The organism is Aurantivibrio plasticivorans (assembly GCF_055392955.1).
This window is the reverse complement of the sequence record NZ_AP036020.1, coordinates 1749550-1772214: the sequence shown is the minus strand read 5'-3', so window position 1 is coordinate 1772214 and position 22665 is coordinate 1749550. Positions and strand designations below refer to the sequence as shown.

30 protein-coding genes are annotated in these 22665 nt (G+C 46.6%); 8 read left to right on the top strand and 22 right to left on the bottom strand.

Annotation, left to right across the window (positions count from 1 at the left end):
• Positions 1–34: 34 nt before the first annotated feature.
• The 6 genes from ACZ5NB_RS07900 to ACZ5NB_RS07875 all read left to right on the top strand — a co-directional run bounded on the left by ACZ5NB_RS07900 (position 35) and on the right by ACZ5NB_RS07875 (position 2872).
• A complete protein-coding gene (locus ACZ5NB_RS07900) occupies positions 35–637 on the top strand; it encodes a methyltransferase family protein (RefSeq protein ID WP_460232553.1) in 603 nt (200 codons plus the stop codon).
• Positions 638–647: 10 nt separating this feature from the next.
• Positions 648–1538 carry a cation diffusion facilitator family transporter gene (locus ACZ5NB_RS07895; protein ID WP_460232551.1) on the top strand — a complete coding sequence of 297 codons (891 nt, stop codon included), beginning with the start codon at positions 648–650 and terminating at the stop codon, positions 1536–1538.
• Positions 1539–1541: 3 nt separating this feature from the next.
• On the top strand, positions 1542–1934 hold the full coding sequence (gene merR, locus ACZ5NB_RS07890; protein WP_460232550.1) for an Hg(II)-responsive transcriptional regulator: 393 nt from the start codon (positions 1542–1544) through the stop codon (positions 1932–1934).
• Positions 1935–2001: 67 nt separating this feature from the next.
• Positions 2002–2361: a mercuric transporter MerT family protein gene (locus tag ACZ5NB_RS07885; protein WP_460232548.1), complete on the top strand. Its 360-nt coding sequence runs from the start codon at positions 2002–2004 to the stop codon at positions 2359–2361.
• Between the two features lie 12 nt (positions 2362–2373).
• Entirely contained in the window at positions 2374–2664 is a 291-nt protein-coding gene (gene merP / locus ACZ5NB_RS07880) for a mercury resistance system periplasmic binding protein MerP (protein WP_460232546.1), read from the top strand.
• Positions 2657–2872, top strand: coding sequence for a GDCCVxC domain-containing (seleno)protein (locus ACZ5NB_RS07875; protein WP_460232545.1), 216 nt, complete (start codon positions 2657–2659; stop codon positions 2870–2872). Before merP ends, ACZ5NB_RS07875 begins: the two co-directional genes overlap by 8 nt.
• A 192-nt stretch (positions 2873–3064) precedes the next feature.
• Here the strand turns inward: ACZ5NB_RS07875 and petA are convergent, their stop codons facing one another.
• From petA to ACZ5NB_RS07780, 19 genes are all read right to left on the bottom strand, one after another.
• On the bottom strand, positions 3065–3649 hold the full coding sequence (gene petA / locus ACZ5NB_RS07870) for a ubiquinol-cytochrome c reductase iron-sulfur subunit (protein ID WP_460232544.1): 585 nt from the start codon (positions 3647–3649) through the stop codon (positions 3065–3067).
• Between the two features lie 42 nt (positions 3650–3691).
• A complete protein-coding gene (locus ACZ5NB_RS07865; RefSeq protein WP_460232542.1) occupies positions 3692–4036 on the bottom strand; it encodes a hypothetical protein in 345 nt (114 codons plus the stop codon).
• Between the two features lie 42 nt (positions 4037–4078).
• On the bottom strand, positions 4079–5767 hold the full coding sequence (gene glgP, locus ACZ5NB_RS07860; protein ID WP_460232541.1) for an alpha-glucan family phosphorylase: 1689 nt from the start codon (positions 5765–5767) through the stop codon (positions 4079–4081).
• Positions 5768–5791: 24 nt separating this feature from the next.
• The gene (locus ACZ5NB_RS07855; protein WP_460232539.1) at positions 5792–6163 is read right to left on the bottom strand and encodes a cation transporter; all 372 of its coding nucleotides are present in this window, start codon (positions 6161–6163) and stop codon (positions 5792–5794) included.
• An 82-nt stretch (positions 6164–6245) separates the two neighbouring features.
• Entirely contained in the window at positions 6246–6584 is a 339-nt protein-coding gene (locus tag ACZ5NB_RS07850; RefSeq protein WP_460232537.1) for a hypothetical protein, read from the bottom strand.
• Positions 6585–6593: 9 nt separating this feature from the next.
• Positions 6594–7244 (bottom strand): methyltransferase family protein, encoded by a 651-nt coding sequence (locus ACZ5NB_RS07845; protein WP_460232535.1) that lies wholly within the window; start codon positions 7242–7244, stop codon positions 6594–6596.
• Positions 7245–7254: 10 nt separating this feature from the next.
• Positions 7255–7548, bottom strand: coding sequence for a DUF2933 domain-containing protein (locus ACZ5NB_RS07840; protein ID WP_460232533.1), 294 nt, complete (start codon positions 7546–7548; stop codon positions 7255–7257).
• Positions 7541–7882 carry a DUF5676 family membrane protein gene (locus ACZ5NB_RS07835; protein ID WP_460232532.1) on the bottom strand — a complete coding sequence of 114 codons (342 nt, stop codon included), beginning with the start codon at positions 7880–7882 and terminating at the stop codon, positions 7541–7543. Before ACZ5NB_RS07835 ends, ACZ5NB_RS07840 begins: the two co-directional genes overlap by 8 nt.
• Entirely contained in the window at positions 7879–8244 is a 366-nt protein-coding gene (locus ACZ5NB_RS07830) for a cupredoxin domain-containing protein (protein ID WP_460232531.1), read from the bottom strand. Before ACZ5NB_RS07830 ends, ACZ5NB_RS07835 begins: the two co-directional genes overlap by 4 nt.
• A gap of 27 nt (positions 8245–8271) precedes the next feature.
• A complete protein-coding gene (locus tag ACZ5NB_RS07825; RefSeq protein ID WP_460232529.1) occupies positions 8272–10593 on the bottom strand; it encodes a heavy metal translocating P-type ATPase in 2322 nt (773 codons plus the stop codon).
• Positions 10586–11017 carry a MerR family transcriptional regulator gene (locus tag ACZ5NB_RS07820; RefSeq protein ID WP_460232528.1) on the bottom strand — a complete coding sequence of 144 codons (432 nt, stop codon included), beginning with the start codon at positions 11015–11017 and terminating at the stop codon, positions 10586–10588. The genes ACZ5NB_RS07825 and ACZ5NB_RS07820 overlap by 8 nt, the downstream gene beginning before the upstream one ends.
• A gap of 106 nt (positions 11018–11123) precedes the next feature.
• Complete coding sequence (locus tag ACZ5NB_RS07815) at positions 11124–11477, bottom strand: hypothetical protein (RefSeq protein WP_460232526.1); 354 nt, start codon at positions 11475–11477, stop codon at positions 11124–11126.
• A 37-nt stretch (positions 11478–11514) separates the two neighbouring features.
• Positions 11515–12066 (bottom strand): c-type cytochrome, encoded by a 552-nt coding sequence (locus tag ACZ5NB_RS07810; RefSeq protein WP_460232524.1) that lies wholly within the window; start codon positions 12064–12066, stop codon positions 11515–11517.
• Between the two features lie 11 nt (positions 12067–12077).
• Complete coding sequence (locus ACZ5NB_RS07805) at positions 12078–13199, bottom strand: porin (RefSeq protein ID WP_460232522.1); 1122 nt, start codon at positions 13197–13199, stop codon at positions 12078–12080.
• 187 nt (positions 13200–13386) lie between these two features.
• The gene (locus ACZ5NB_RS07800; RefSeq protein WP_460232520.1) at positions 13387–13761 is read right to left on the bottom strand and encodes a hypothetical protein; all 375 of its coding nucleotides are present in this window, start codon (positions 13759–13761) and stop codon (positions 13387–13389) included.
• A gap of 139 nt (positions 13762–13900) precedes the next feature.
• Positions 13901–14281: a hypothetical protein gene (locus ACZ5NB_RS07795; protein ID WP_460232518.1), complete on the bottom strand. Its 381-nt coding sequence runs from the start codon at positions 14279–14281 to the stop codon at positions 13901–13903.
• Positions 14265–14825 (bottom strand): GNAT family N-acetyltransferase, encoded by a 561-nt coding sequence (locus tag ACZ5NB_RS07790; protein ID WP_460232516.1) that lies wholly within the window; start codon positions 14823–14825, stop codon positions 14265–14267. The genes ACZ5NB_RS07795 and ACZ5NB_RS07790 overlap by 17 nt, the downstream gene beginning before the upstream one ends.
• The gene (locus ACZ5NB_RS07785; RefSeq protein WP_460232515.1) at positions 14812–15357 is read right to left on the bottom strand and encodes a c-type cytochrome; all 546 of its coding nucleotides are present in this window, start codon (positions 15355–15357) and stop codon (positions 14812–14814) included. The genes ACZ5NB_RS07790 and ACZ5NB_RS07785 overlap by 14 nt, the downstream gene beginning before the upstream one ends.
• A gap of 30 nt (positions 15358–15387) precedes the next feature.
• Complete coding sequence (locus ACZ5NB_RS07780) at positions 15388–15669, bottom strand: hypothetical protein (protein ID WP_460232513.1); 282 nt, start codon at positions 15667–15669, stop codon at positions 15388–15390.
• Positions 15670–15897: 228 nt separating this feature from the next.
• Here ACZ5NB_RS07780 and ACZ5NB_RS07775 point away from each other — a divergent pair, with 228 nt between their 5' ends.
• Entirely contained in the window at positions 15898–16578 is a 681-nt protein-coding gene (locus tag ACZ5NB_RS07775) for a heavy metal response regulator transcription factor (RefSeq protein ID WP_460232511.1), read from the top strand.
• Entirely contained in the window at positions 16562–17980 is a 1419-nt protein-coding gene (locus tag ACZ5NB_RS07770; protein WP_460232509.1) for a heavy metal sensor histidine kinase, read from the top strand. The genes ACZ5NB_RS07775 and ACZ5NB_RS07770 overlap by 17 nt, the downstream gene beginning before the upstream one ends.
• A 97-nt stretch (positions 17981–18077) precedes the next feature.
• On the opposite strand, the gene ACZ5NB_RS07765 is transcribed toward ACZ5NB_RS07770, so the two are convergent.
• The 3 genes from ACZ5NB_RS07765 to ACZ5NB_RS07755 form a co-directional block, all read right to left on the bottom strand.
• A complete protein-coding gene (locus ACZ5NB_RS07765; protein ID WP_460232508.1) occupies positions 18078–18944 on the bottom strand; it encodes a formyltransferase family protein in 867 nt (288 codons plus the stop codon).
• A gap of 194 nt (positions 18945–19138) precedes the next feature.
• Positions 19139–19489 carry a hypothetical protein gene (locus ACZ5NB_RS07760; protein WP_460232506.1) on the bottom strand — a complete coding sequence of 117 codons (351 nt, stop codon included), beginning with the start codon at positions 19487–19489 and terminating at the stop codon, positions 19139–19141.
• A 65-nt stretch (positions 19490–19554) separates the two neighbouring features.
• Positions 19555–22665, bottom strand: coding sequence for an efflux RND transporter permease subunit (locus tag ACZ5NB_RS07755; RefSeq protein WP_460232504.1), 3111 nt, complete (start codon positions 22663–22665; stop codon positions 19555–19557).

The following is a 22665-nucleotide window of genomic DNA, read 5'->3' as shown; positions in this document are numbered from 1 at the left end:
TGGAGGAGCCCCTTCTTTGCAAGGGGCTATACCTATGCAAAATACCATTATCATTTTTTTAGGCGTTTACTTTATTTGCTTCTTTGGGTTCGCCGTTATATTCAGGAATTTTGTTGTTACAAAGAGAACGGGCGTCAACGCCTTTAAACTCAACCAAAAGACAGGCGCCGAATCGATTACGGGGTGGTACTTTAAATTTCTACCTATTGTTTCCATTCTGGTTTTTATTCTCTATAGCTTTCTGCCAAACCTGTATCAATCTATCGGGCCGATTGACCTGATGAACCATGCCGCTATTCAGTGGATGGGAATGGGAATAATGGTTGTTTCACTAGTTTGGGTACTGGCGGCACAATCTCAAATGGGCGCGTCATGGAGAATCGGAATTGATCATGAAGCAAAGACCGAGTTTGTTCAGAAAGGCTTATTTAAATACTCTAGAAATCCTATTTTTGTCGGGGTGATTTTCATTTCTTTCGGATTTTTTCTGTTACTCCCCAATCCAATGACGTTAACGATACTTGCCCTCGATATTGCGCTGATTCAAATACAAGTGGCCTTGGAAGAGGAGTATTTAACAAAGCAGCATGGGGAATCATATAGTGAGTATTGCCAACATGTTCGTCGCTGGCTATAGGTGAAATACTATGCACAATCATGCGCACCACAGCCACGCACAACACAATGAAAGTACTTCCAGAATAGCCTGGGCATTTTTCCTGAATGTCGGATTTACGATCATCGAATTTATTGGAGGCTGGCTGACTAACAGCACCGCAATCATGGCTGACGCGGTTCACGATCTTGGGGATAGTTTATCGATTGGTCTCGCTTGGACACTTGGCAAACTGAGCAATAGGGAGTCCACCTCAAAGTTTAGCTATGGCTATCGCAGGTTTTCTTTACTGGGCGCACTGATTAATGGAATCGTATTAATTATCGGTTCAATTTGGGTATTATCTGAAGCAATACCCAAAATCTTTAATCCAGAAATGCCTGCTGTGGAAGGTATGTTCGGCCTGGCCATCCTGGGAGTAGCAGTCAATGGCTATGCGGCGTTTAAATTATCCAAAGGTAAGTCACTTAATGAGCAGATGCTGAATTGGCACCTGCTGGAAGACGTACTGGGTTGGGTGGCCGTACTGGTAGTCTCAATCATTTTGATGTTTGCCGAGTGGCCCATACTCGATCCTATTCTTTCCATTGCTTTTACAATTTTTATATTGATCAACGTTCTTCGTAATTTATGGGCCACAACTAAACTGTTTCTTCAGGCGGCGCCAAATGATGATACGGCCAATACTATTCGTGAATCACTATTGAGTTTTGCGGAAGTCAAAGAGATTCACCATCTACATTTTTGGTCGCTCGATGGGGAGCACCATGTCATGACTGCGCATTTAGAATTGAGTAAGCTAATCGAACCAACTCGTCAAATCCAATTAAAAACCGAGATTGCTGACCGTCTATCGGGGTTTGGTTTAGAGCACACAACCATCGAGCTAGAGTTTCCCAATGAACCGTGCAGGGATCGATAAACCATGACCAGAACAATCAGCCGCCTTGCGAAAGAGCTGGGTATTAATATTGAGACCATTCGTTTTTATGAACGCAAAGGCTTAATCCAACAACCACCAAAGCCAACAACCGGGTACCGCCACTACCCGAATGAGACGGTCAATCGAATCCATTTTATTAAGCGTGCACAGGAACTAGGATTTACCCTTGATGAAATCGTGCACTTACTTAGCCTGGAAGACTCGCCGTGCAACGAGATCCAAGCACTTGCAAACAATAAACTTGAAAAAGTGCAGGCCAAAATACTCGATTTAAGACGCTTAGAAAATGCACTTGAAGCACTACTCTCTCAATGTCATGAGAATGACGACAAAAGCCATTGCCCCATTATCGACTCATTACAACCGCCTCTATAACCTTGACTCCGTACCTAAGTACGGAGCATACACTTACGGTATCTCAACCTGAATAGGGGCAAAAGCAGTGCTCAAGAACAAATCACTTTGGTCAATGCTGGCGGGCCTTGGCGCCGCTATCGGTGCCAGCCTTTGCTGTGCTGGACCACTGATATTATTGTCAGTTGGTGTGAGTGGCGCCTGGATCGCCAACCTGGCTAGCCTGGAGCCCTACCGCCCCCTATTTGTCGCCGCCGTCATTGTGTTATTTGGCTGGGCAGGCTGGCAATTATTCAAACCAGACTCAACAGGAAGCAATAATTGCAAATTTGGGGAAGCATGCGCGATTCCTGAAACACAAAGAAATCGCAAGATCCTGTTTGTCGTATCACTTATTGCTGCTATTGGCTTTGTGGCAAGCCCATACTGGATTCCACTATTTGTATAGAAAGGTACTCACATGAAAAAGTTAACCGTTTTTTTATTAAGCTTGTTTTCGATCGGCAGCGTATTTGCAGAAGAACAGCTAGTTGAACTGAGCCTTCCCTCCATGAATTGCGCGGTATGCCCGATTACAGTGAAAAAAGCATTGGAAAAAGTTGAAGGCGTGCATTTTGTCGAGGTCACTTATAAAACCAAACTTGCAACGGTGAAGTTCGAAGACACGGCCACTTCTATTGACGAGTTAATCTCGGCAACCACCAGTGCTGGCTTTCCATCTACTTTAAAGTCAGAAGCGACCAATGACTAAACCACTCGTAGCAGACTCAGAGATCACATGCCCAGAGTGCGGCTTTAAGAAAGTGGAAACAATGCCTACCGATGCTTGCCAGTGGTTTTATGAGTGTAAGTCGTGCCACTCGCTGTTAAGCCCGAAGCCAGGAGACTGCTGCGTGTACTGCTCTTATGGAACGGTGCCATGTCCACCGATTCAGCTAAACCAGCAATGCTGTAAGTAATCTCAATATAAGTCGACAGAGTGTGACCATAACTCGCATACAGGCTCTTAAAATGGAGCCTTAAGATCGTGAGTTTATAGTGAGAGAATTGCACGCAGAAGTTAGGACTGCGGCGACAATAACTATTACAATGGTTTTTGGCGATAAGTTAATATCGGGTAACTCTTGTTGTGCTTGTGGCATGAGACACTCCTAGCTGGTTTTATCGGTACCGATTTCCACGATACTGTCGTTGATATAATGATGAGGTGGCACAATGAGATTGGTCGGCGCAGGAACGCTCTTATACACACGACCCGCGAGATCAAATTTCGAGCCATGGCACGGACAAAAATACAGGCCATGAGACACATTGATCATCCCGTTTTCGCGATACTCAGGCACACAGCCTAAATGCGTACAAATCCCAACCACCACCAAGATATCGGGGCGGATACTTCTAGCCGCATTTTTGGCGTACTCAGGTTGGTTATTCACATCCGAAGCGGGATCGCGTAACTGACTCAGATGCTCAGCAGTCGATAAGATGTCAAGAATGCCCACCGACCGGCGCAACACGAACACAGGTTTCCCCTGCCATGCCACACTCACCATTGCCCCTGGTTCAATTTTGTCGACATTGACTTGCACGGGTGCACCAATGGCTTTTGCTTTCGCACTCGGCTGCCAGGAACCGATAAAAGGGACTGAGGCTCCGACCACGCCGGCGCCAGCGACAAAGCCGGTGGCAAGACTTAAAAAACGTCGTCGTTTTTCATTGGGAATGGTTTTATCCACACGATTCACCTTACTCTGTTAGAAAACGATGGGTTTCGATACTTATGGCGAAAACTCCACAATATCGTGTTTCTTAACACTTCCCTCTGTCACGTTTGCAACAGCAAAATGTTCGCCTGTTATACGCGTAATTTTGACTTTGCCGACCGTTTCTCTGTCATAGATATCAGTACCTGAGGCATCCTGTCCCGATACAACGACCCGATAAACGTTCAGCTCATCAGATACTTCTGCGCCATCTTTTTTCCCAATGCAGACTCGAACTTGATCATCGCTCACATTTACCACATGCCCTCGCATAAAATGCTCGTGATAAAAAGGGTTTTGCGAACATGCAGCAAGAAAAAGTGAGGCAGTCACAAGCCCTAACAACACAATATTTTTCATCAAATCGTCCTCAATTAATTTCGTTCTTTAAACCATGCCAATCTACAAATAGGCCTCACAGACATAACGACGCATCATGCGATGACTATTAAAATAGGTACCGTTTTTCTGGATGCAGGTTTTCATCATTTGGATCCAGTCAAGCTTACAGTCGTAATACATTGGCAATACTTGCTGCTCTAGCTTTTGATAGAGGCTCAATGCATCATTGCCATTTTCTGACGGGGAAACACCACCGATGGCCCACCCGGTTTTTCCTTCAACACAGCCTTCTATCCACCACCCATCGAGCACGCTCAAATTGGCTATACCGTTAATCGACGCTTTCATCCCGCTCGTGCCAGATGCTTCATATGGTCGCAGTGGAGTGTTCAACCAAATATCGCAACCGCCGATCAATTGCCTGGCTTGAGCGATATCGTAATTTTCGAGAAATACAACAGGGAGCACGTTTTTCACGGTCTTTGCAACAATATGTAATTGTTGAATCAAATGCTTTCCTTCATGATCCTGTGGGTGGGCTTTCCCTCCCAGAACAATCTGAAAAGGATATCGCTCAGCAATCTGAACCAGTCGATCAATATCGGAAAATAGTAAGTCCGCACGTTTGTAGGATGTCATTCGGCGAGCAAACCCTAAGATCGGCAATTCCAATTGAAGTGCTGTTTTTTGTTGCTCTTGGATATGCGATATTAGGGATTGTTTCGCTAACTGATGCGCCTGCCAAAGCGCGTCATTTGGGATACCGTCAACGTTGCGTAACAGCTCAGGCTCGTGGCACCAACCCGGTAAATAGGTATCCAATACTTCCGCCAATGATGGGCTCACCCAGCGATGTGGGTGCACGCCGTTGGTAATTGCATGGATACGATAGCCTGGAAACATATCGCGTGACACGTCCGCATGTTTTTTGGCGACGCCATTGATATATTGACTTCCATTCAAAGCCAACTGCGTCATGTTTAAGCACTCGTCTCCAGCCAGCTTTTTTACGGTATTGAGGTCAACTTCTTCTCCTAATACCGCCTCAACCATCGCGTAGTCAAACCTATCGTGCCCAGCATCAACCGGTGTATGCGTGGTAAAACAGCACAATTTTTTTACACGTGGAATATCGGACGAATATTCACTATTCCGCATATTCTCCGATGAAAATCGATACTGTTTCAGTAATTCTGAGATCAGTAACGCGGAATGGCCTTCGTTCATATGGTAGCGAAAGATTGTAAAACCCAGCGCGCGGAGCATTCGTTCACCACCCATGCCGAGCAGCGCTTCCTGCTTCAAACGGTAGTGCGCATCGCCCCCATACAAGCGATGTGTCAAGGCCTGATTATCAGACGAATTCCCCTCGACAAACGTATCCAATAAAATGATCGGGATACAACCATTCATATGCCCTTTCAATTCATAGAGCCACGCACCGATCCATACGGTTTCCCCCTGTAATTGAATAGAGGTTTTCGCGGGCAAGCGCGTGGCATACTGGGAGGGATCCCACGTTTCCGGTGACTCCGATTGACTGCCGTCGCGATCAAGATGTTGGCGAAAATAGCCCTCACGGCTGACCAGCGTGACGCCCACCATCGGTAAATCCAAATCCGCGGCCGACAGCATCGAATCACCTGCGAGCACACCCAAGCCCCCCGAGTAGGTAGGCAAGTCTTCGTGAAAGGCGATCTCCATTGAGAGATAGGCAACACGTGGCGTATGAGCAAAATAATCTAACATGTCTTCCCCTCCCGCATCGACGCTCTATTTTTTTCGCTTCGGTGCTTGGTTCACGTTGCCATGACAGCTCCATGGTTCAGTTTTGGCATTCTCTTTGATGTTGTCATCCACAAAGCGGTAATAGCCTTCTTTAAAGTGCGTCCACCAATCATGACTAATCTGGACCTGATATTTCTCGAGAACTTCCTCGACACAATCAATGCAAATACGTGTCGCATCATAGGCAACGTTAAGCACATGTGATTTTTCATCAAAGGACACGGAGTCAAGGCCGTATATTTCATCAATTTCAGCCACGGCTTTCGCAACGCTGTCGTTCTCGGCCGTTTCTAATTTCAGATGACGCACGACGAGATTAACCTCGGACACACCGAGTCGATGCTCGTTATTACTCATAATAGAACTCCTCGTTTATTCATTTATTCTCAGCCTGACAGTTATAGTCTTGCTGCACATGAGATAAAATTAACTACTCAGGTCAGCTTCCCTTATGTTCGTGACCCATGGGAGATTCGCCCATCATTTTTTCCATCATGCTCATACACGCTTGCATGTCAGCCATTTGTTCTTGCATCAGTACTTCGCGTTTTTTTACGTCTTTTTCTGACTGTATTTTTTTCATTGTTAACTTCATTTTCTTCATGCGCTGTTGCATCGCCATTTTTTGTTCGTGACTCATCTTATCCATCATTCCGCATTGCATAGCATGCGCTTGATTGTTCCCGTCAATTGAATTGCCTCCATGCAAATGACCACCTTGTGCGTAGGTAAAAGCGCTAACCAAAAATGCTAACGCAAACGTTGTAATAAATTTCATGTTATCTCCTCAAGCTGTTTTAATTTTTTCGCTGTTAAATTTTGGTAGCCATGCTGGTGTGACTTCCATATACGCGCGATACTCATCACCAAATTCATTGAGCGCAATGGCTTCTTCACGCTTTGCTAAACGCACATAGACCACTACCAATATTGGGAACATCACAACGGTTGGAATCGTCGGCCACTGCAATAGAAATCCGAACATAATCATGATAAATGCGATGTATTGCGGGTGACGGCAGCGCGCGTACCAGCCGGTAGATGCCAGTGACCGCGTCTGTTGGGCTTTGTGTAAGACCGACCACGCCGAGGAAAGTAAAATGAATCCCAGGAAAATAAGCACATTGCTGGCAATATGCAGTGGATCAAAATGCGCATTCCCCTCAAATCCAAATAGCGTATGGAGCAAATGGCCATTCTCGTGCGCAAGAAAATCCACGCCAGGATAATTTTCTGCCAGCCAACCGGATAAAAAATAAATGGTCAGTGGGAACCCATACATTTCTGTGAATAACGCTACGATAAATGCAGAGAATGCGGTAAGGCTCCGCCAGTCCGTTTTCGTTTTTGGTTTTACAAAACTAAACGCGAAAAAAATAAAAATGGCCGAGTTTAAAATGACTAAAACCCATAGGCCGTAAGAAGAGTCGCCGTGCATAATCCACCTCCTAATGTGAGTGGTGTTGGTTGGAATTTTTTTGCCCATCTTTCAGGCCACGCTTGTATGCTTCCGATTCATTTTCCGAACTTCCGTTATGATCATCGTGTCCACCATGGTTATGGCCGTGGCCACCGTGCATAAATATATGCATCAGCGGGCACAATAAAATAATGAGAAACGGTAACCACTGAAAAAAGTGCTGGCGATGCTCCATTAGTACAAAATAAGACACTGAGGCAATAAGCCCCATCGCAGCGAAGCCCTTAGGGCTCATCCAGAAAGATTGTTTTTGATCACTCATAAGTTGACCCTCCAAGCAAACGTTGATAAACAGTCACGATGCTCCACACCGTCACCCATGAAAAAAGTGTCCAGGCCAACAGGCCTACAACAAACGTGTCCAGCCCCATATCCCAAGCCCACTGAGAAAGGTTGAGATGCACCATGGCGCCCGATATCGTGCGCAACGCGTCCGGTGCAACGACAATAGCAACGGAACACAACACCCACACCGCGGCCACATAAACTGCCGTGGCGGTTGCCAGTTTTACGGAGTTAATTCGCATGATTGCCCCCCTAAAAAAGTGGTTTTCATTGAAACTATCGAAAATCGCGACGACTTTGCATAGACTCATGATGGGTCTCCTTCCACCTTGATCGTTCCTTTGTACATTTGCATTTGACAATGAAAGGCGTATTCACCTGCATTTAATGGCGGGATGTGTATTTTTGTTGGCTTGTTGAGCGGTAAGGTTTCGCTGATTTCTAACTCTGGAATCAAGAGTGTTTCAGCACAAGGTGAAGCATCTTTGCGTAAAAACGTTATGCCGTGAGCATCGTTACCATCCATCAAAATATGGGACGGTTTATACACGCCGTTTTCGACAACGACCACCAAGTCATCATTACCCACCTGCTCTGCTTTGGGTTTGTACAACCAAAACCACCAAATAATAAGCGCAATTAAAATCACGCCGGCTATATTGATTATTAACATCTGAACGCTCCTCAGTGTTGCTGTGTATTAGTGTTCTTTGGCTTTAAATAAACGCAATCGATTGGCGTTGCTCACGACCGTGAGTGACGAGAACGCCATGGCCGCACCGGCAATAACCGGGTTCATCAATATGCCAAGCACGGGATAGAGAATGCCGGCCGCTACCGGTACACCGGCGACGTTGTAGACAAAGGCGCCAAATAAGTTTTGTTTGATGTTTCTCAGTGTGGCTTTACTCACGGCAATGGCATCGGCCAGCCCATGGAGTGACCCACGCATCAGCGTGATATCGGCACTTTCAATGGCCACATCAGTGCCAGTGCCAATGGCAAAACCCACATTGGCTAAGGCCAGTGCAGGCGCATCATTGATACCGTCCCCCGTCATGCCCACGACTTCCCCGGCCATTTGAAGCTCTTGTACTTTCTTAGCTTTATCCTCCGGCAACACCTCGGCTATAAACTCCGATATACCCACGTTTGCCGCCACGGCTTTGGCGGTATCGCGGTTATCCCCCGTGAGCATGACGACACGAATACCGTTTTTCTGTAGTCGCTGAATTGCCGAGATGGAGTCTTCTTTGATGGGATCGGCGACCGCGATAATGCCGGCCAACTTGCCATCAATTGCGAAGTACATGGGCGTTTTTGCGTCAGCCGCCAACGACTGTGCCTTTTGAACAAAATCGTCTCCTTCCACATTCAAAGTGACGTCTCGTTCATGCATTAGCTTTTCATTACCAAATAACACACGACGACCGTCTACTTCAGCCTCGACACCTCTTGCGGTAATCGCGTTAAAGGACGTCGCTTTACTCAGCTCGATCGCTTTTTCTTGTGCGGTTTCCATAATGGCCAGCGCCAATGGGTGCTCTGAACCCGCTTCCACACTGGCGGCTAACTGCAATACTTCGTGCTCAGTTCGCCCCTTCACGACGACGACATCGGTTACCTTGGGTGAACCCAAGGTAATCGTGCCGGTTTTATCGAGAATCATGGCGGTAATTTTGGAGGCGGTTTGCAAGGCTTCACCATTGCGAATCAAGACACCAGCCTCCGCGGCTTTTCCTACACCGACCATCACCGACATGGGCGTCGCTAATCCCAAAGCGCATGGGCAAGCGATAATGAGTACGGTGGTCGCAGACACGATGGCAAAGGCGATGGCTGGCGTTGGGCCAAAATTGAGCCAGGCTAAGGCACTGATGACAGCGGTAATCATGACGACCGGCACGAAAAACGCTGAAATAACATCGGCCAATCGACCAATCGGTGGCTTGGAGTTTTGGGCGCGCTTGACCATATTGATGATCTGCGCCAACGCGGTGTCTTTTCCTACCCGCGTTGCCCTAAATACAATACTGCCGGTTTTATTGAGTGTGCCGGCGACCACTTCGTCACCCTTGGCTTTTTCCACAGGCATGGGCTCACCCGTCAACATGGACTCATCAATGGCGGTGTGCCCATCCGTCACCTCACCGTCGACGGGGATCTTTTCGCCGGGGCGGACGCGAACAAGGTCATCCAGCAGTACGTGCTCAATGGGTAAATCCATTTCTTGATCGTCACGAATGACGCGTGCCGTTTTCGCCTGTAAGCCGATCAAACGCTTAATGGCTTCACTGGTACGACCTCTCGCCTTTATCTCCAGCGCCAGACCTAAATCTATCAAGCCGATAATGATGGCGGTGGCTTCAAAATAGACGTGCCGGGCTTGAGCAGGCACCGCTTCCGGAAAAAACACCACCACCATGGAATACAGCCACGCCGTGCCAGTACCCAACGCAATCAATGTATCCATGTTCGCGGAGTGATTGAGAAATGACTTCCAAGCACCGACGAAGAAGTGACGTCCGCTGGCGAGTAGGACGCCTAGCGTTAGAATACCGATGATCAGCCACACGATGCGCTCAGTCGTGGTATTGACACTCATCTCCCCGGTGATCAGCGCATAGGCCATCAACGGCGCACCCAGAGCCAAGGCAATCCAGGTCTCTCGCATCAACTTTTTGTAGTAGGTAAGATCGGCTTGTTCTTTTTCGTCTAGTTCATCACTATCTGACTCGGCGGAACTGACCTTGGCGTTGTACCCCGCGCGCTCTACTGCCTGAATCAATGCCTCATTGGGTGCCGTACCTGAAACACTGACGGTGCGTTGCGCAAAGTTCATTTCAGCCTGCTGCACCCCGGATACCGCTTTGAGCGCACCTTCGATTTTGCCTACACAGCTGGCGCATCCAGCACCGTCGATAATGAGTTCAGTAACCGCCGAGGTCACGGGTTGTACCGCACGCGGTTTTTCGGGGTGTTCGGAATGACAATGATTGTCAGTAACGGTGGATTCACTCATTGCGTTCGCCTCCTGTGGTGTTTTTGGTAAAGTTTTCAATCAAATGGCAAATCATATGTCCGGTGGGTTCTTCATCCGGCAAACCACTCCACTCGCGCACAGCGGTGCGCATACGATTACGGAGTTCTTCGGTGGCTTTAAATTGCGCTTCAGTTTCCATCAGGCGTTGCTCAATCAGCATTCGCACTACTGGACAAGGCGCATTTTGCTTATCCGCCACCGCCAATATTTCACCGATATCATTGACCGTAAAACCGAGTGCCCTCGCGCTCAAAATAAAACGCATACGAGCCTGATCTTTAGGGCCGTACTCTTTGTAGCCGTTCGCTGGGCTCTTGGTCGGCGACAAATAGCCCTTGCGGGTATAGAACCGCACCGTTTCAGCGCTGACCTTAAGCATCTTGGCTAAATCTTTGACTCGCATGGCGTTACCTGTCCAATCCAAATATTTCAGCTTAGACCCAAGTGTTAAACCTAGGTCTAATCGTTAAGTTTCACGATAAACCTGTGTCCAACACACAGGTCAAGGCTTATTGATTATGTTTTTCACCCTCCATAGTCATTTTGTGGTGTTTATGGCTCTTTTTTTCTTTGCTTGCATCGACAAGGTCCTCTTGTTTTTCACGGTTAGCGTGTTCGCGATGGGTTTTCCCTTGCATCTGAGCACCATTGCGCATGGTGTGCTTGTTGACCGTTTGCTTGTCGCTATCACTCGGTGCTGCTTCGTTTTTCTGTTTTTCCATATACTCCTGGTGTGACGCTTCTGGCATGGTGGCTTTATGGTGCTTATGCGTTGCTTTGTCTTCTGCAAACGTCAATGATGCGTACCCTACTGCCAACGTGGTCAATGACAGAATGGCGAAATGGTTGATGTGTTTTTTCATGATGCTATTCCTGTATTTTTTTCGTTAATTAAGTGGATTAAAATGTTGATAGATAATCAGCCAAGGCTTCAATTTCATCATCCGATAACGGCATTTTTGGCATCGGCGAGGCCGGATTATTAAATTGAGGGTTTTTTAGCTTTTGATGAAAATACGTTTTTCCTTTATCCGCTATTGTGGTGTCCAAAGCAGGCCCCACTGTCCCACCTTTCCCGTTAACACTGTGGCAACCCTGGCAACTGTATTTGTTAAACAGCGCTTCACCATTTAAAACGAGAGCTCCCTCTTTTGCGCTAGCGCTTTTGGTCTCACCCCTTTTCACGAGGGTAATAAATGCCATCACGGCATCGGTTTCTTTGCCAGTCAAGTGCGCTTTTTCACGCATGTGCGGCATAATCACCGCCCACTCTTGCAATGAAAATTCATCAAGTGAACGTGCGTTATGGCAGCGGGCACAATTGTTATTAAAAACCTCCGCGCCGTTGATCCGTGATGGTTCAGCGCTTACCCAAGGTGCGCTAAACATCAATAAAAACAGGATCGACATGAAAGTTGTTGATAAAGGAGTGCGATTTATAAGTTGTTTCATAGTGGTCTCTCCTAGAAGCCATAGCTCAATTGAATGGCAAAACGTTGATCGTCTTCTCCCTCTTCGAGATCGGTATCGTCATAGGCAACTTTGATCACCGAGCGGGCATCCAACCAGTAATTCACCCCGACCATCCAACGACTGGCTTCTGCCAGCTTGTTGGTTTCGGCGTACTCGAGCACCAACTCCGTACCCGAAAGCGATGGCCAAAGTTTTCCCGTTTGAAAAGTGCTTTGCAGATACCAGCCATCGCGCTTGAAGGTATGAGTTTCACTCTCGCCGTCTTCTTCCTCGCGCCCATCCGTTTGCGTTTCAATGTACTCTCCACGCAGCAGGTAATGTGAGCCAATCAGATTGATATCGACACCCTGGGCCCGGAAGTCTAATGACTCTTCTTCGTCATAGCTGGCGCTATAGTAGGATGCGCCAAGTTCGAGGCCTGGCAGCATGGCGTAAGCGACACGACCACCAAATGCCTTGTCTTTATTGTTGTCACCACTGGTAGCCTCAAAGGCAAGTTCAGGCAACTCGGCGTGTTCACTCTCTTCTTCTTGATGTTCACCCTCAACAGGTTCTTCGGCGTGATCGTCGGCCTCCACTCCAGGACCATTGGTACTGTAGAGATCGATAAATATCTTTTGATGGCCACCCAGAACAATGGTTTGCTGAACGGCGACGCCCACATCACTCAATATCGGCAACAAGGCTTCCATCGCTTGATTGCTGCCGTGCGATCCATAAATACCTGGGGTCCACGGCGAACGATTGATCCAGCTTGGGTGAATATTGGGCCCAAATTGACCAAACGGGATGAGAAATTTACCCGCTGTAATCGTGGTGGTGTCGGTCAGAAAATAATGAAGATCGGCATATTCCAACTCAACTTCAGTTTCACCTTCTGCGTTAATGCTAATTTCAGTTTCAGCTTCAACGTGCATTTTGTCGTTGAGGCTGAATAGAAAAATGGGGACAAAGCGCGCGCTGTACGCACTGCTGTCTTCCGCTTCCGTTGTTTCATATTTCACATCGCCATAGCCACCAAGAGCAAACCGTTCTCGGTCAATTTCGGCTGCCATTGCGACATGGGAAAACGACGCAGCAAATGTTATTGCAGTAAAAGACTTTATAGTCATTTAATTTCTCCTTTTTTTCATCACAGTTGAAACTCTTTGGTTCACAAAAAAATGTTTGAAGGATTGATTCCTAATAATTAAGAGGGACCGTTGTCGATGTAGGGCGCATACTTGTGAAACACGTCGAGCTTGAGTTGGTGGAATTTAGGGGGACTCATCCACAGAAAACCACAAACGACAGACGGACTTACCCAGAGTTTAAGAAAAAATGGGGGGGGCGAATTAATAGCCGTTTGTGTGCGGCTAACGTATCTCGAGAAAGAAACAGGTTGGCTGGGTCGGTAGGATCGAAAAGGAAAGAGAAAGAGAACGCAGCGGGTACTACAAACGCGCCACATTGGCAGAGGCTCACGTCACCATTAACACATGGATCGGCGTTGTGAGCAGTGATATTTCTTAGCGTTTCAGGCTGGCCACGACTTGTATGATGTACATTCTGTGCAACATACTGGTGTTCCAGTGAATATCCGTGCTTCGCCGCAGTTTTGGATAGGAGCGAGAGTGTGGGCTGAAACAACAGCACCCATGCTAATAGTATTGCTTTACCTCGAGTCAATTTCATTGATTACTCTAACTCATCACAATTTGGCAGTGCCGTCAGGTCAAGCTCAAAAATCAGCGTGTTTCAATACAAAACACCTTTTGTAAAAAAGCAGAAAAGTAGTGCACCACTAAACTACCACTCTGTTCACGCTTACTTACTAAATAACCTCGTCTAATTGATCCAACGTTTTCTTAGTCGCTTTAAGCGCCTTACCCAACTCTTTGAAATAATCGACTTCACCTTCTTTTTTAATACAATTTTTTGCGCGAGTTCCTGATAGCTCATTCCTTAATAGCAATAGTGTTGACCTTATTCCTCTTACTTGTTGAGAAAGGTGTTTCTTTTTTTTATTTAGGTCGGAGGTTAATTCAAATTCAGCATGATGCGATTTGATCTGGGTCGATAGATTTTTCAATTCCCGATTTTGATCAAGACCACTATGTGGGTAAGCGGTATTGCTAGAAACACCAATAATCAACACACCAAAGAGTGCAAGGCGCAATGCAGAATTGCAGTAACTATCAATACTTGTTTTCAATGATTTCTCCATCATTACCTGATCGCTCACTATACTTAGATGTCAATAATTTTTGAGTGTGTACGCACACGAGTTCAACACCGAATTTTTTATAAAGATTTCTCAACACATTATTTTCTATCGGCCTAGAAATCGTCATCAAGCTTACGCCTTGCCTCGATAAGCGCGTGCTAGCCAGTGATAGGAGTTTGGTGGCAACGCCTTTTCTTCGAAATATTCCTATGACGTACACGGAAACTATTTCGGCCATATTGATCTCTTGCCCATAATAAACATCATGCTTAACCTGAGTCGCTATAAACCCAACTTTATGGTTTCCACTGTAGGCTGCGATAACATCTATACCAGAAGTCGTTGCCCAGAAATCGAGCACAGCGCTCACGGTATTCTTGTCTCTTGAAAAGCGCATTAAAAATTCTGCATGCGCAAAAAGATACCGCTCTTCATCAAGCTGGGCATTCAATAACGGGGATAAGGCTCGCATTTGTTCAATCTTTTCAACCGTTTCATACCTTGCAATCCCGGTCTCATCAATGATGCTCATGCTGGCCTTCGCCTCGCGCGGTTAGGATCTGATATTGCTCTGAGTCCAGCTCTGGTAATCGCTGCAAAAAGGCCACCATCGCCCAGATACGCTCATCACTATGCGTCGGTCCCCACGCAGGCATACCTGAAGCCTTAACTCCATGCTTAATGATCCAAAATTGGCGCCTAGCTTGCCCCTCTACAGACGGGGCGTCGTATGTATGGCCCGTGTGTATTACACTTAAATTTGGCGGCTTAGGGTACAGTCCAACGCTCAAATCAGATTCCACCTTTCCTGGCTTTAAGTGACAAGAGGCACACATATCGTTGTAGTCCGCCCCACCGCGTAATAACCAATCCGGGCTTTCTAGATTTGGCACTTCAATATCTTGAGATGCGCGCGAAATCGAACGTTCACGAACAAACTCAAGTAGACCGTAGGTCAGCGTGGTGTGAGGTACATCTGCCCCGATGGGATACAGGCCTAAAACCACGTAGCCTACCCCACCAAAACCGAATGAAAATATCACCGCAAATAAAACGCGTTTCACAAGAGTTGAGCTCCTAGTTACCACGAATAATTAATGATTGTGCGAATCCTCTTTTTTATGATTCGCTGACTGTTGGTGTGACGCCTCCATTTCTTTTTTCGGCTGATTGGCGTGTGTTTTCATGCACTTTTTCATCATGGCCTGCATCACGGGGTCACCCTTTTTCATTTTGCTATGATCCATGGCGCTCATCGCTTCACACCTGGGAGACTCGGCAGTTTTTCCATGCTCAGTCTCTTCGTGAGCCAGCACAAAAGTTGGCAAAATGATCAGTGCGCCATAAGCGGCAACATGAGTAATAGTTTTATACATAACAACAGCCTTTCTCTGCGCATGATTGGATTTACTGCTCCCCACCTCAATTCCGATCCTACACTCAGTAGAATGGATGGTTATCTGGGGGCCTTATTCATCGTTTATAATTTAGCTCACTCCCCCCAACAAACCGATTACGACTGCATTACAATTTGGTAATGTCACTCGCGAGGATGGAGAGGACAGCGTACCCTTGAATTTCTTTAGGCAGCGCTAGATAAACCTATGAAAATACTTGTAGTAGAAGATGAGCCAAAGATCGGCCAATACGTACAAAAGGGGCTCTCAGAATCCGGATACAATGTCCATTGGTGTGATAACGGGCTAGATGGGCACCACATCGCGAAAACCGAAGCCTTCGACATCATCATTCTGGATGTTATGCTGCCGGATATTGATGGGTTTCGTTTGGTGACTGCTCTCCGGGAAGCCGCTATTACAACGCCTGTACTCTTCCTTACAGCCAGAGACAGTATCGATGACCGTGTGAAGGGCCTCGAGCTTGGCGGTGACGATTACCTCATTAAACCTTTTGCTTTTCCCGAACTCCTAGCCCGTGTAAAAACTCTATTACGCCGGGGAACAGCTGCCCCGCTGTCAGAGACCATTGACATTGATGACATGCATATCGACCTAAAAAAGCGGCGAGTGCATCGTGCTGGTCAGCGTATTGCTTTAAGCGCAAAGGAGTTTTCATTGTTGGAATTTCTCGCCAGTCGGCGTGGCGAAGTGCTGACTAGAGCTCTGATTGCATCCCACGTTTGGGATATAAACTTTGACAGTGATACCAATGTAATCGATGTTGCTATACGACGCTTGCGCGCTAAAATTGACGACCCCGCATCAACAAAACTGATTCACACGGTACGTGGCATGGGGTATACCTTAGATGTTCTTAATGATTAATCAGCTGCCGCGTTCTATTACGTTTCGTACGGCGTCATTCGTTGGTGGCATCGTATTGGTCTGCTTCTTGTTATTGGGGTTTATAGTTGAATATTCCGTTAAACGCCATTTTATCGAACAGGATACTGACGAGCTACAAGTGGTCCTCATGGCGATTGATGATACGCTGGAATTGAAAAACGCTGACATTCCTACTCTGAGTACTCATTTAGAATCAAGTGTTGCCGGCCATCATGGCATCCATTTTGGTGTATATATATACCCAGATCATCTTGTATATAGCAACCACAAGACTCTCACAGAATATGCGTTAACCATTGGTACAAGCTATCAAGATTTGAGCTCCAACACCCTGTCTAATGCCGTATTTATGGGGCATGAGTACCGCCTTACGCGTTTATCTCGTCAGGTAAATAATCGAAGCTACGTCATAATTCTCGGCGCCTCGCTCGACTTTCACAATCATTTTATAAAAGATTTTCGACAAGCACTGTGGCTCATCATCTTTGTCTTGTGTAACGTCAGCGCTGTGGCTATCTTCTATTTTACACGGCTCGGACTTAGCCCAATTCACCGTATTTCGGAAGACATCCGCAACATCGGCGCCAGTGAGTTAGACCAGCGTTTGCAGATAAAAAACACGCCAGTCGAGCTAAAAGAACTTGTTTGTGCGTTTAATGCGATGCTGACAAAAGTCGAAAAAGGCTACGATACGCTCAACAATTTTTCAGCCGATCTTGCCCATGAGTTTCGTACCCCCCTAGCCAATCTCAGCGTGCAAACACAAGTTGCGCTAACCAAAACACGAACGAATGACGAGTATAAAGAAACACTATACTCCTGCCTTGAAGAGTATGAGCGTTTAACAGGAATGGTCAACGACATGCTGTGGCTGGCAAAGACAGATAACATGCAATTTGATATTGTCCGAGAGCCTATTGCTTTCGATTTCGAGGTTCTTTCCATTATCGACTACTTTAGTGATCTTATTGATGAAAAGATGATTAAATTAAGTGTTTCGTTGGATCCGGTGAGTATCAATGGGGAGAAAAACATGGTTCGACGCGCCCTTAACAATATGGTATCGAACGCTATTCGGCATACGCCGGAAGAAGGAGCCGTTACGATTCGGCTTAAATCTAATATTCAACATTGCAGTGACAAACCATGCGCAATGCTGTCCATAAGCAATACGGGAGATACAATTCCGAAGAGTGAAATCAACAGAATTTTTGACCGTTTTTATCAAGCAAAGGGTGGCCGAAACTCAGGCAGCAGTGGCTTGGGACTCGCCATTGTGAAAGCTATTATAGATCTACACAAAGGTACTATACGTTGCACCAGTGAAAGAGGGGTAACAGAATTTGCCATCCAGTTTCCGGTTGTAACCAGCCCCAAGTGACGCCCAAATAACCGATACCAATAGGTATCGTTTCCTACCATTAAACCATTAAGCCGTTATACGTAAACCAACGATGGATCAATACTCATTAAGATAATCAATGGCCAATTGATAAACCAAGATTCCGCACTTCAGTAACGTCAAGCGTCCGAAGAATATTCTTTTTAGCCAAAAACGCGAGCCCCTCTTTAGTCGCGATAGTGAAAGCATAACGGTCTTCGCTTAATGGTTTTCCCGCCGGGAAACGATGAGAAAAAATGCTAAGTTCAAGATCATTAATGAGTAAATACGTATCGCCCACCATTGTAATCACACCCCATCGACCAAACGCTTTTGTGATGGTTCTGATTTTATCTTGAGTCATATCCCAATCGATTAATCGCTCAGCTATTGTAGCCGGTGGCCAATTAACGCCTAACTCCTGACTAATTGCTTTTTCATAAAGTTCGGAAAAATTCTCTAGCAACTCAGGAAGAGCCCAAGCCACCTCAATCTGGACCTTCGCCATGTACAATTCCCAACCATCCTGTTCTTCTAACAGAATTGACCTTTGGCATAAGATATCACCCGCATCAAAGGTACCATTCAACTTGTGGAAAGTAACACCTGCACCCTCTCTGTATTTGAGCGTTACCCAAGCAGCCGCATCTGGCCCTCTCCCTAATGGCAACATCGTTGGATGAATATTCAGTGACATGACAGCATCATAATCAAATTGGATTTTCCATCCGTAACCAGCAGAAAATACACAATCAATTTTCTCTTCACAAATGATTTTATCTACAAACCCAGCCTCTACCTTATCGAATCTTATGGGAATGTTTTCAGCATTCGCCAGTGCAAGTAACTTGTCTCCATACCCTTCTTCTGCGCAAACGAATACATACGCTATTTCATGTCCGAATTTTCGCAGCATATAAAAGCAATTAATAAAAAAGTCATCCCCAAAATATGCTATTTTCACTAGTCCGCCCTTACCCTTGTATTGTTTACTGTCGCCCCTCATCGTCTCGAGTGAGTTTAGAAGAGCACTGTAAATCAACAGTAGATAGCGGCAACCAACACAAACATGACACCCTCATTACAATTATGTAAGCCACTCAACTAAATGAAAACAATGGGCGCCCAGTATGAGGCACCCATTGCTTAAGTTTCGTGTTATTTAGCTCGCTCAGCAATATCGTGAACTTTGATATCTCCTTTGATCACTTTAGCGATCGCATAGTGTTCATCAACGATGCTTACGATTTCAACATGACCAACATCAATAAGTTCGTAGTCAGACTCTCCCTCTTCAACAACAGCTGTACGGAAAGTAGAGCGTACAACACGGAATTCATCGTTCACTTTAGCCCCTTCACGACTGCCAATACATAGCGTAACTTCACCGTCATTCACCTTAACAACCTTCCCCTTCATTAACACTTTGTGATAGGCGGAGGAAGAGCAAGCGCCAAGAATTAAAACAAAGGCCAACAAGACACCGATCTTAATAATTTGAGTTTTCATAGTAGCTTTACCTTTTTAACGTTTAAAAAATGCCGACATAGCCAATCAGGTGCCGGCATGCGAGATTAGGAAACACGCTTCTTCCATAAGAAATATACGGCTGGCAATACCAACAGTGTTAAAAACACCGCACTGATCATTCCGCCAACCATCGGCGCGGCAATCCGGCTCATCACTTCGGAACCTGTGCCTGAACCGTATAAAATCGGAAGCAGACCGACGGTCACAGCCGCGGCCGTCATCATGACTGGCCGAACACGAAGACCCGCCCCATCGATAACCGCTTGTCGAAGTGCTTCAGGTGACAAAACGTCTCCCTCAGCATCGGCCTTTGCTCGGTTCCATGCTTGATTCAGGTACACCAACATGATCACGCTTATTTCGACGGCGACACCGGCGAGGGCAATAAACCCCACGCCAACGGCGATAGAGAAATTAAAGCTTTCAAAATACATCAGCCAAATACTGCCAATCAGGGCGAATGGCAATGTCCCCATCAAAATAGCCACTTCAATAAAGCTTCGGAAGTTCAAAAACAGCAATATGGCGATAATGGCCAACGTTAACGGAATGACGTAAGTCAGTTTTGCTTTGGCACGCTCCATGTATTCATACTGTCCTGACCATCCCACCGAATAGCCTGCGGGTAATTCGAGCTGCTCCGCAACTACCTGCTGAGCGTTCACAACATAAGTGCCGACGTCAATGCCATCGATATCCACAAAGGTCCAACCATTTATGCGGGCGTTCTCACTTTTTATACCTGGAGGTCCATCTTCTATCCTTACATCCGCGACATCACCAAGGGCTATCCGCTCACCTCTGGGCGTAACAATCGGCAGTAACGCAAGTTGTTGGGGCGAATCTCGATACGACTGAGGATACCGAATATTAACAGGGTAACGTTCAAGTCCTTCCACGGTTTGCGTGACGTTCATGCCACCAATCGCCGACGCAATGACCTGTTGAACATCCGCAATATTCAACCCAAAGCGCGCAGCTTTAGCCCGGTTAATATCTACGTTGAGATAGCGCCCGCCCGCTACGCGCTCTGAGTAAACCGATGCCGTACCGGGCACATCTTTCAAAATTACCTCCAACTGCTTTCCGATGTCCTGTATCACAGTTAAATCCGGTCCCGCGATTTTTATGCCCACCGGCGTTTTAATGCCCGTGGCTAACATATCGATGCGCGTTTTAATGGGCATCACCCAAGCATTTGTGACACCTGGAAGTTTAACCAAGGCATCAAATTCTTTTTTTAGCGTTTCCGTGGTGACACCTTCTCGCCACTCGCTTTGTGGTTTTAATTGAATGAAGGTTTCTATCATGGTGAGCGGTGCGGGGTCGGTCGCAGAATCCGCTCGCCCGATCTTGCCGAACACTGTTTTTACTTCGGGCACACTGGCAATCAGCTTATCGGTTTGCTGCAGTAACTCTCGAGCTTTACCGATTGATATCCCTGGATACGTGGTTGGCATATACATCAAGTCACCTTCATCCAATGGCGGAATAAACTCACTGCCGATTTTCCCTAAGGGCCACATGACAGTCGATAGTAGCAACAGTGCGATCACCAGCGTCATTTTTGGAAACGCCAGCACTTTTTTCAGCACGGGCATGTACGTCGCCGTTAAAAAACGATTGATGGGATTTTTGTGTTCCGGCAGAACACGACCGCGAATAAAATACCCCATTAGTATCGGCACCAAGGTGATTGCCAGTGCCGCGGACGCGGCCATTGCATAGGTCTTGGTATAGGCAAGTGGGCTAAACATCCGTCCCTCTTGAGCCTCTAAAGTAAATACAGGAACGAAACTCACTGTAATAATCAGCAAACTAAAAAACAGCGCTGGCCCAACCTCAGAGGCCGACTCCGCGACAACCTGCCAACGATTCTCTTTGGTCAATGGCGTCTTTTCCATGTGTTTATGCATGTTTTCAATCATGACAATTGCTCCATCAATCATGGCGCCAATGGCAATCGCGATCCCTCCGAGAGACATGATATTGGCGTTAATACCTTGAGCATGCATGATGATAAACGCCGTCAGAATACCCACCGGCAAACTGAATATTGCCACTAGGGATGAGCGAATATGAAAAAGGAAGGCCATACACACGAGCGCAACAACTACAAACTCTTCAAGCAGTTTGTGCCACAGATTTTCAACCGCGCGCTCAATCAGGCCAGATCGATCGTAAACAGTGACAACCTCCACGCCTTCAGGTAAGCCCTGTTTCAATTGCTCAAGCTTAGCTTTGACACCATCGATGGTGGTTTGGGCGTTTTCACCAAAGCGCATAACCACAACACCACCCACCGTTTCACCTTCGCCATTGAGCTCGGCAATCCCTCTGCGCATTTGCGGTCCGAGACCAATATCCGCAACGTCCTTCAGAAGCAATGGCGTCCCATTTTCGTTCACGCCCAAGGGGATATTGGCCAAATCATCTTCACTTTGTAAATAACCTGAGGCTCGTACCATGTACTCAGCTTCAGCCATTTCAACGACTGATGCACCGACCTCTTGATTTGCTCGCTTAATAGCCATCTGGATATGGGACAAGGGAATATCAAAAGCCCGCAATTTTTCAGGGTTTACAGTCACTTGGTATTGCTTGACCATGCCTCCAACTGCTGCGACTTCAGAAACACCTGGAACCGTCTGAAGTTCGTATTTCAAGAACCAATCCTGCAAACTTCGGAGCTGGCTTAGGTCGTGTTTTCCCGTTCGATCAATGAGCGAGTAGATGTAGACCCAACCCACGCCGGTAGCATCGGGGCCTAATTGAGGTTTCGCCGCTGAGGGTAACGAAGGCGCCACCTGACTCAGATACTCCAAGACGCGGCTTCTCGCCCAGTAGAGATCCGTTTGCTCATCAAAAATGATGTACACGTACGAATCACCAAAAAATGAGTAGCCGCGTACGGTGACTGCACCAGGCACTGACAGCATCGCGGTGGTAAGTGGATAGGTCACTTGATCTTCAACAACCTGAGGCGCCTGCCCCGGGTAAGACGTTTTGATAATGACCTGTACGTCACTGAGATCGGGAATCGCATCCACAGGTGTACGTTTTAGTGAAAACAACCCGATGCCAACCAGTATAGCTGTCGCTAGTAGCACAAAAAAACGATTGACAACGGACCATCGAATAATGGATTCAATCAT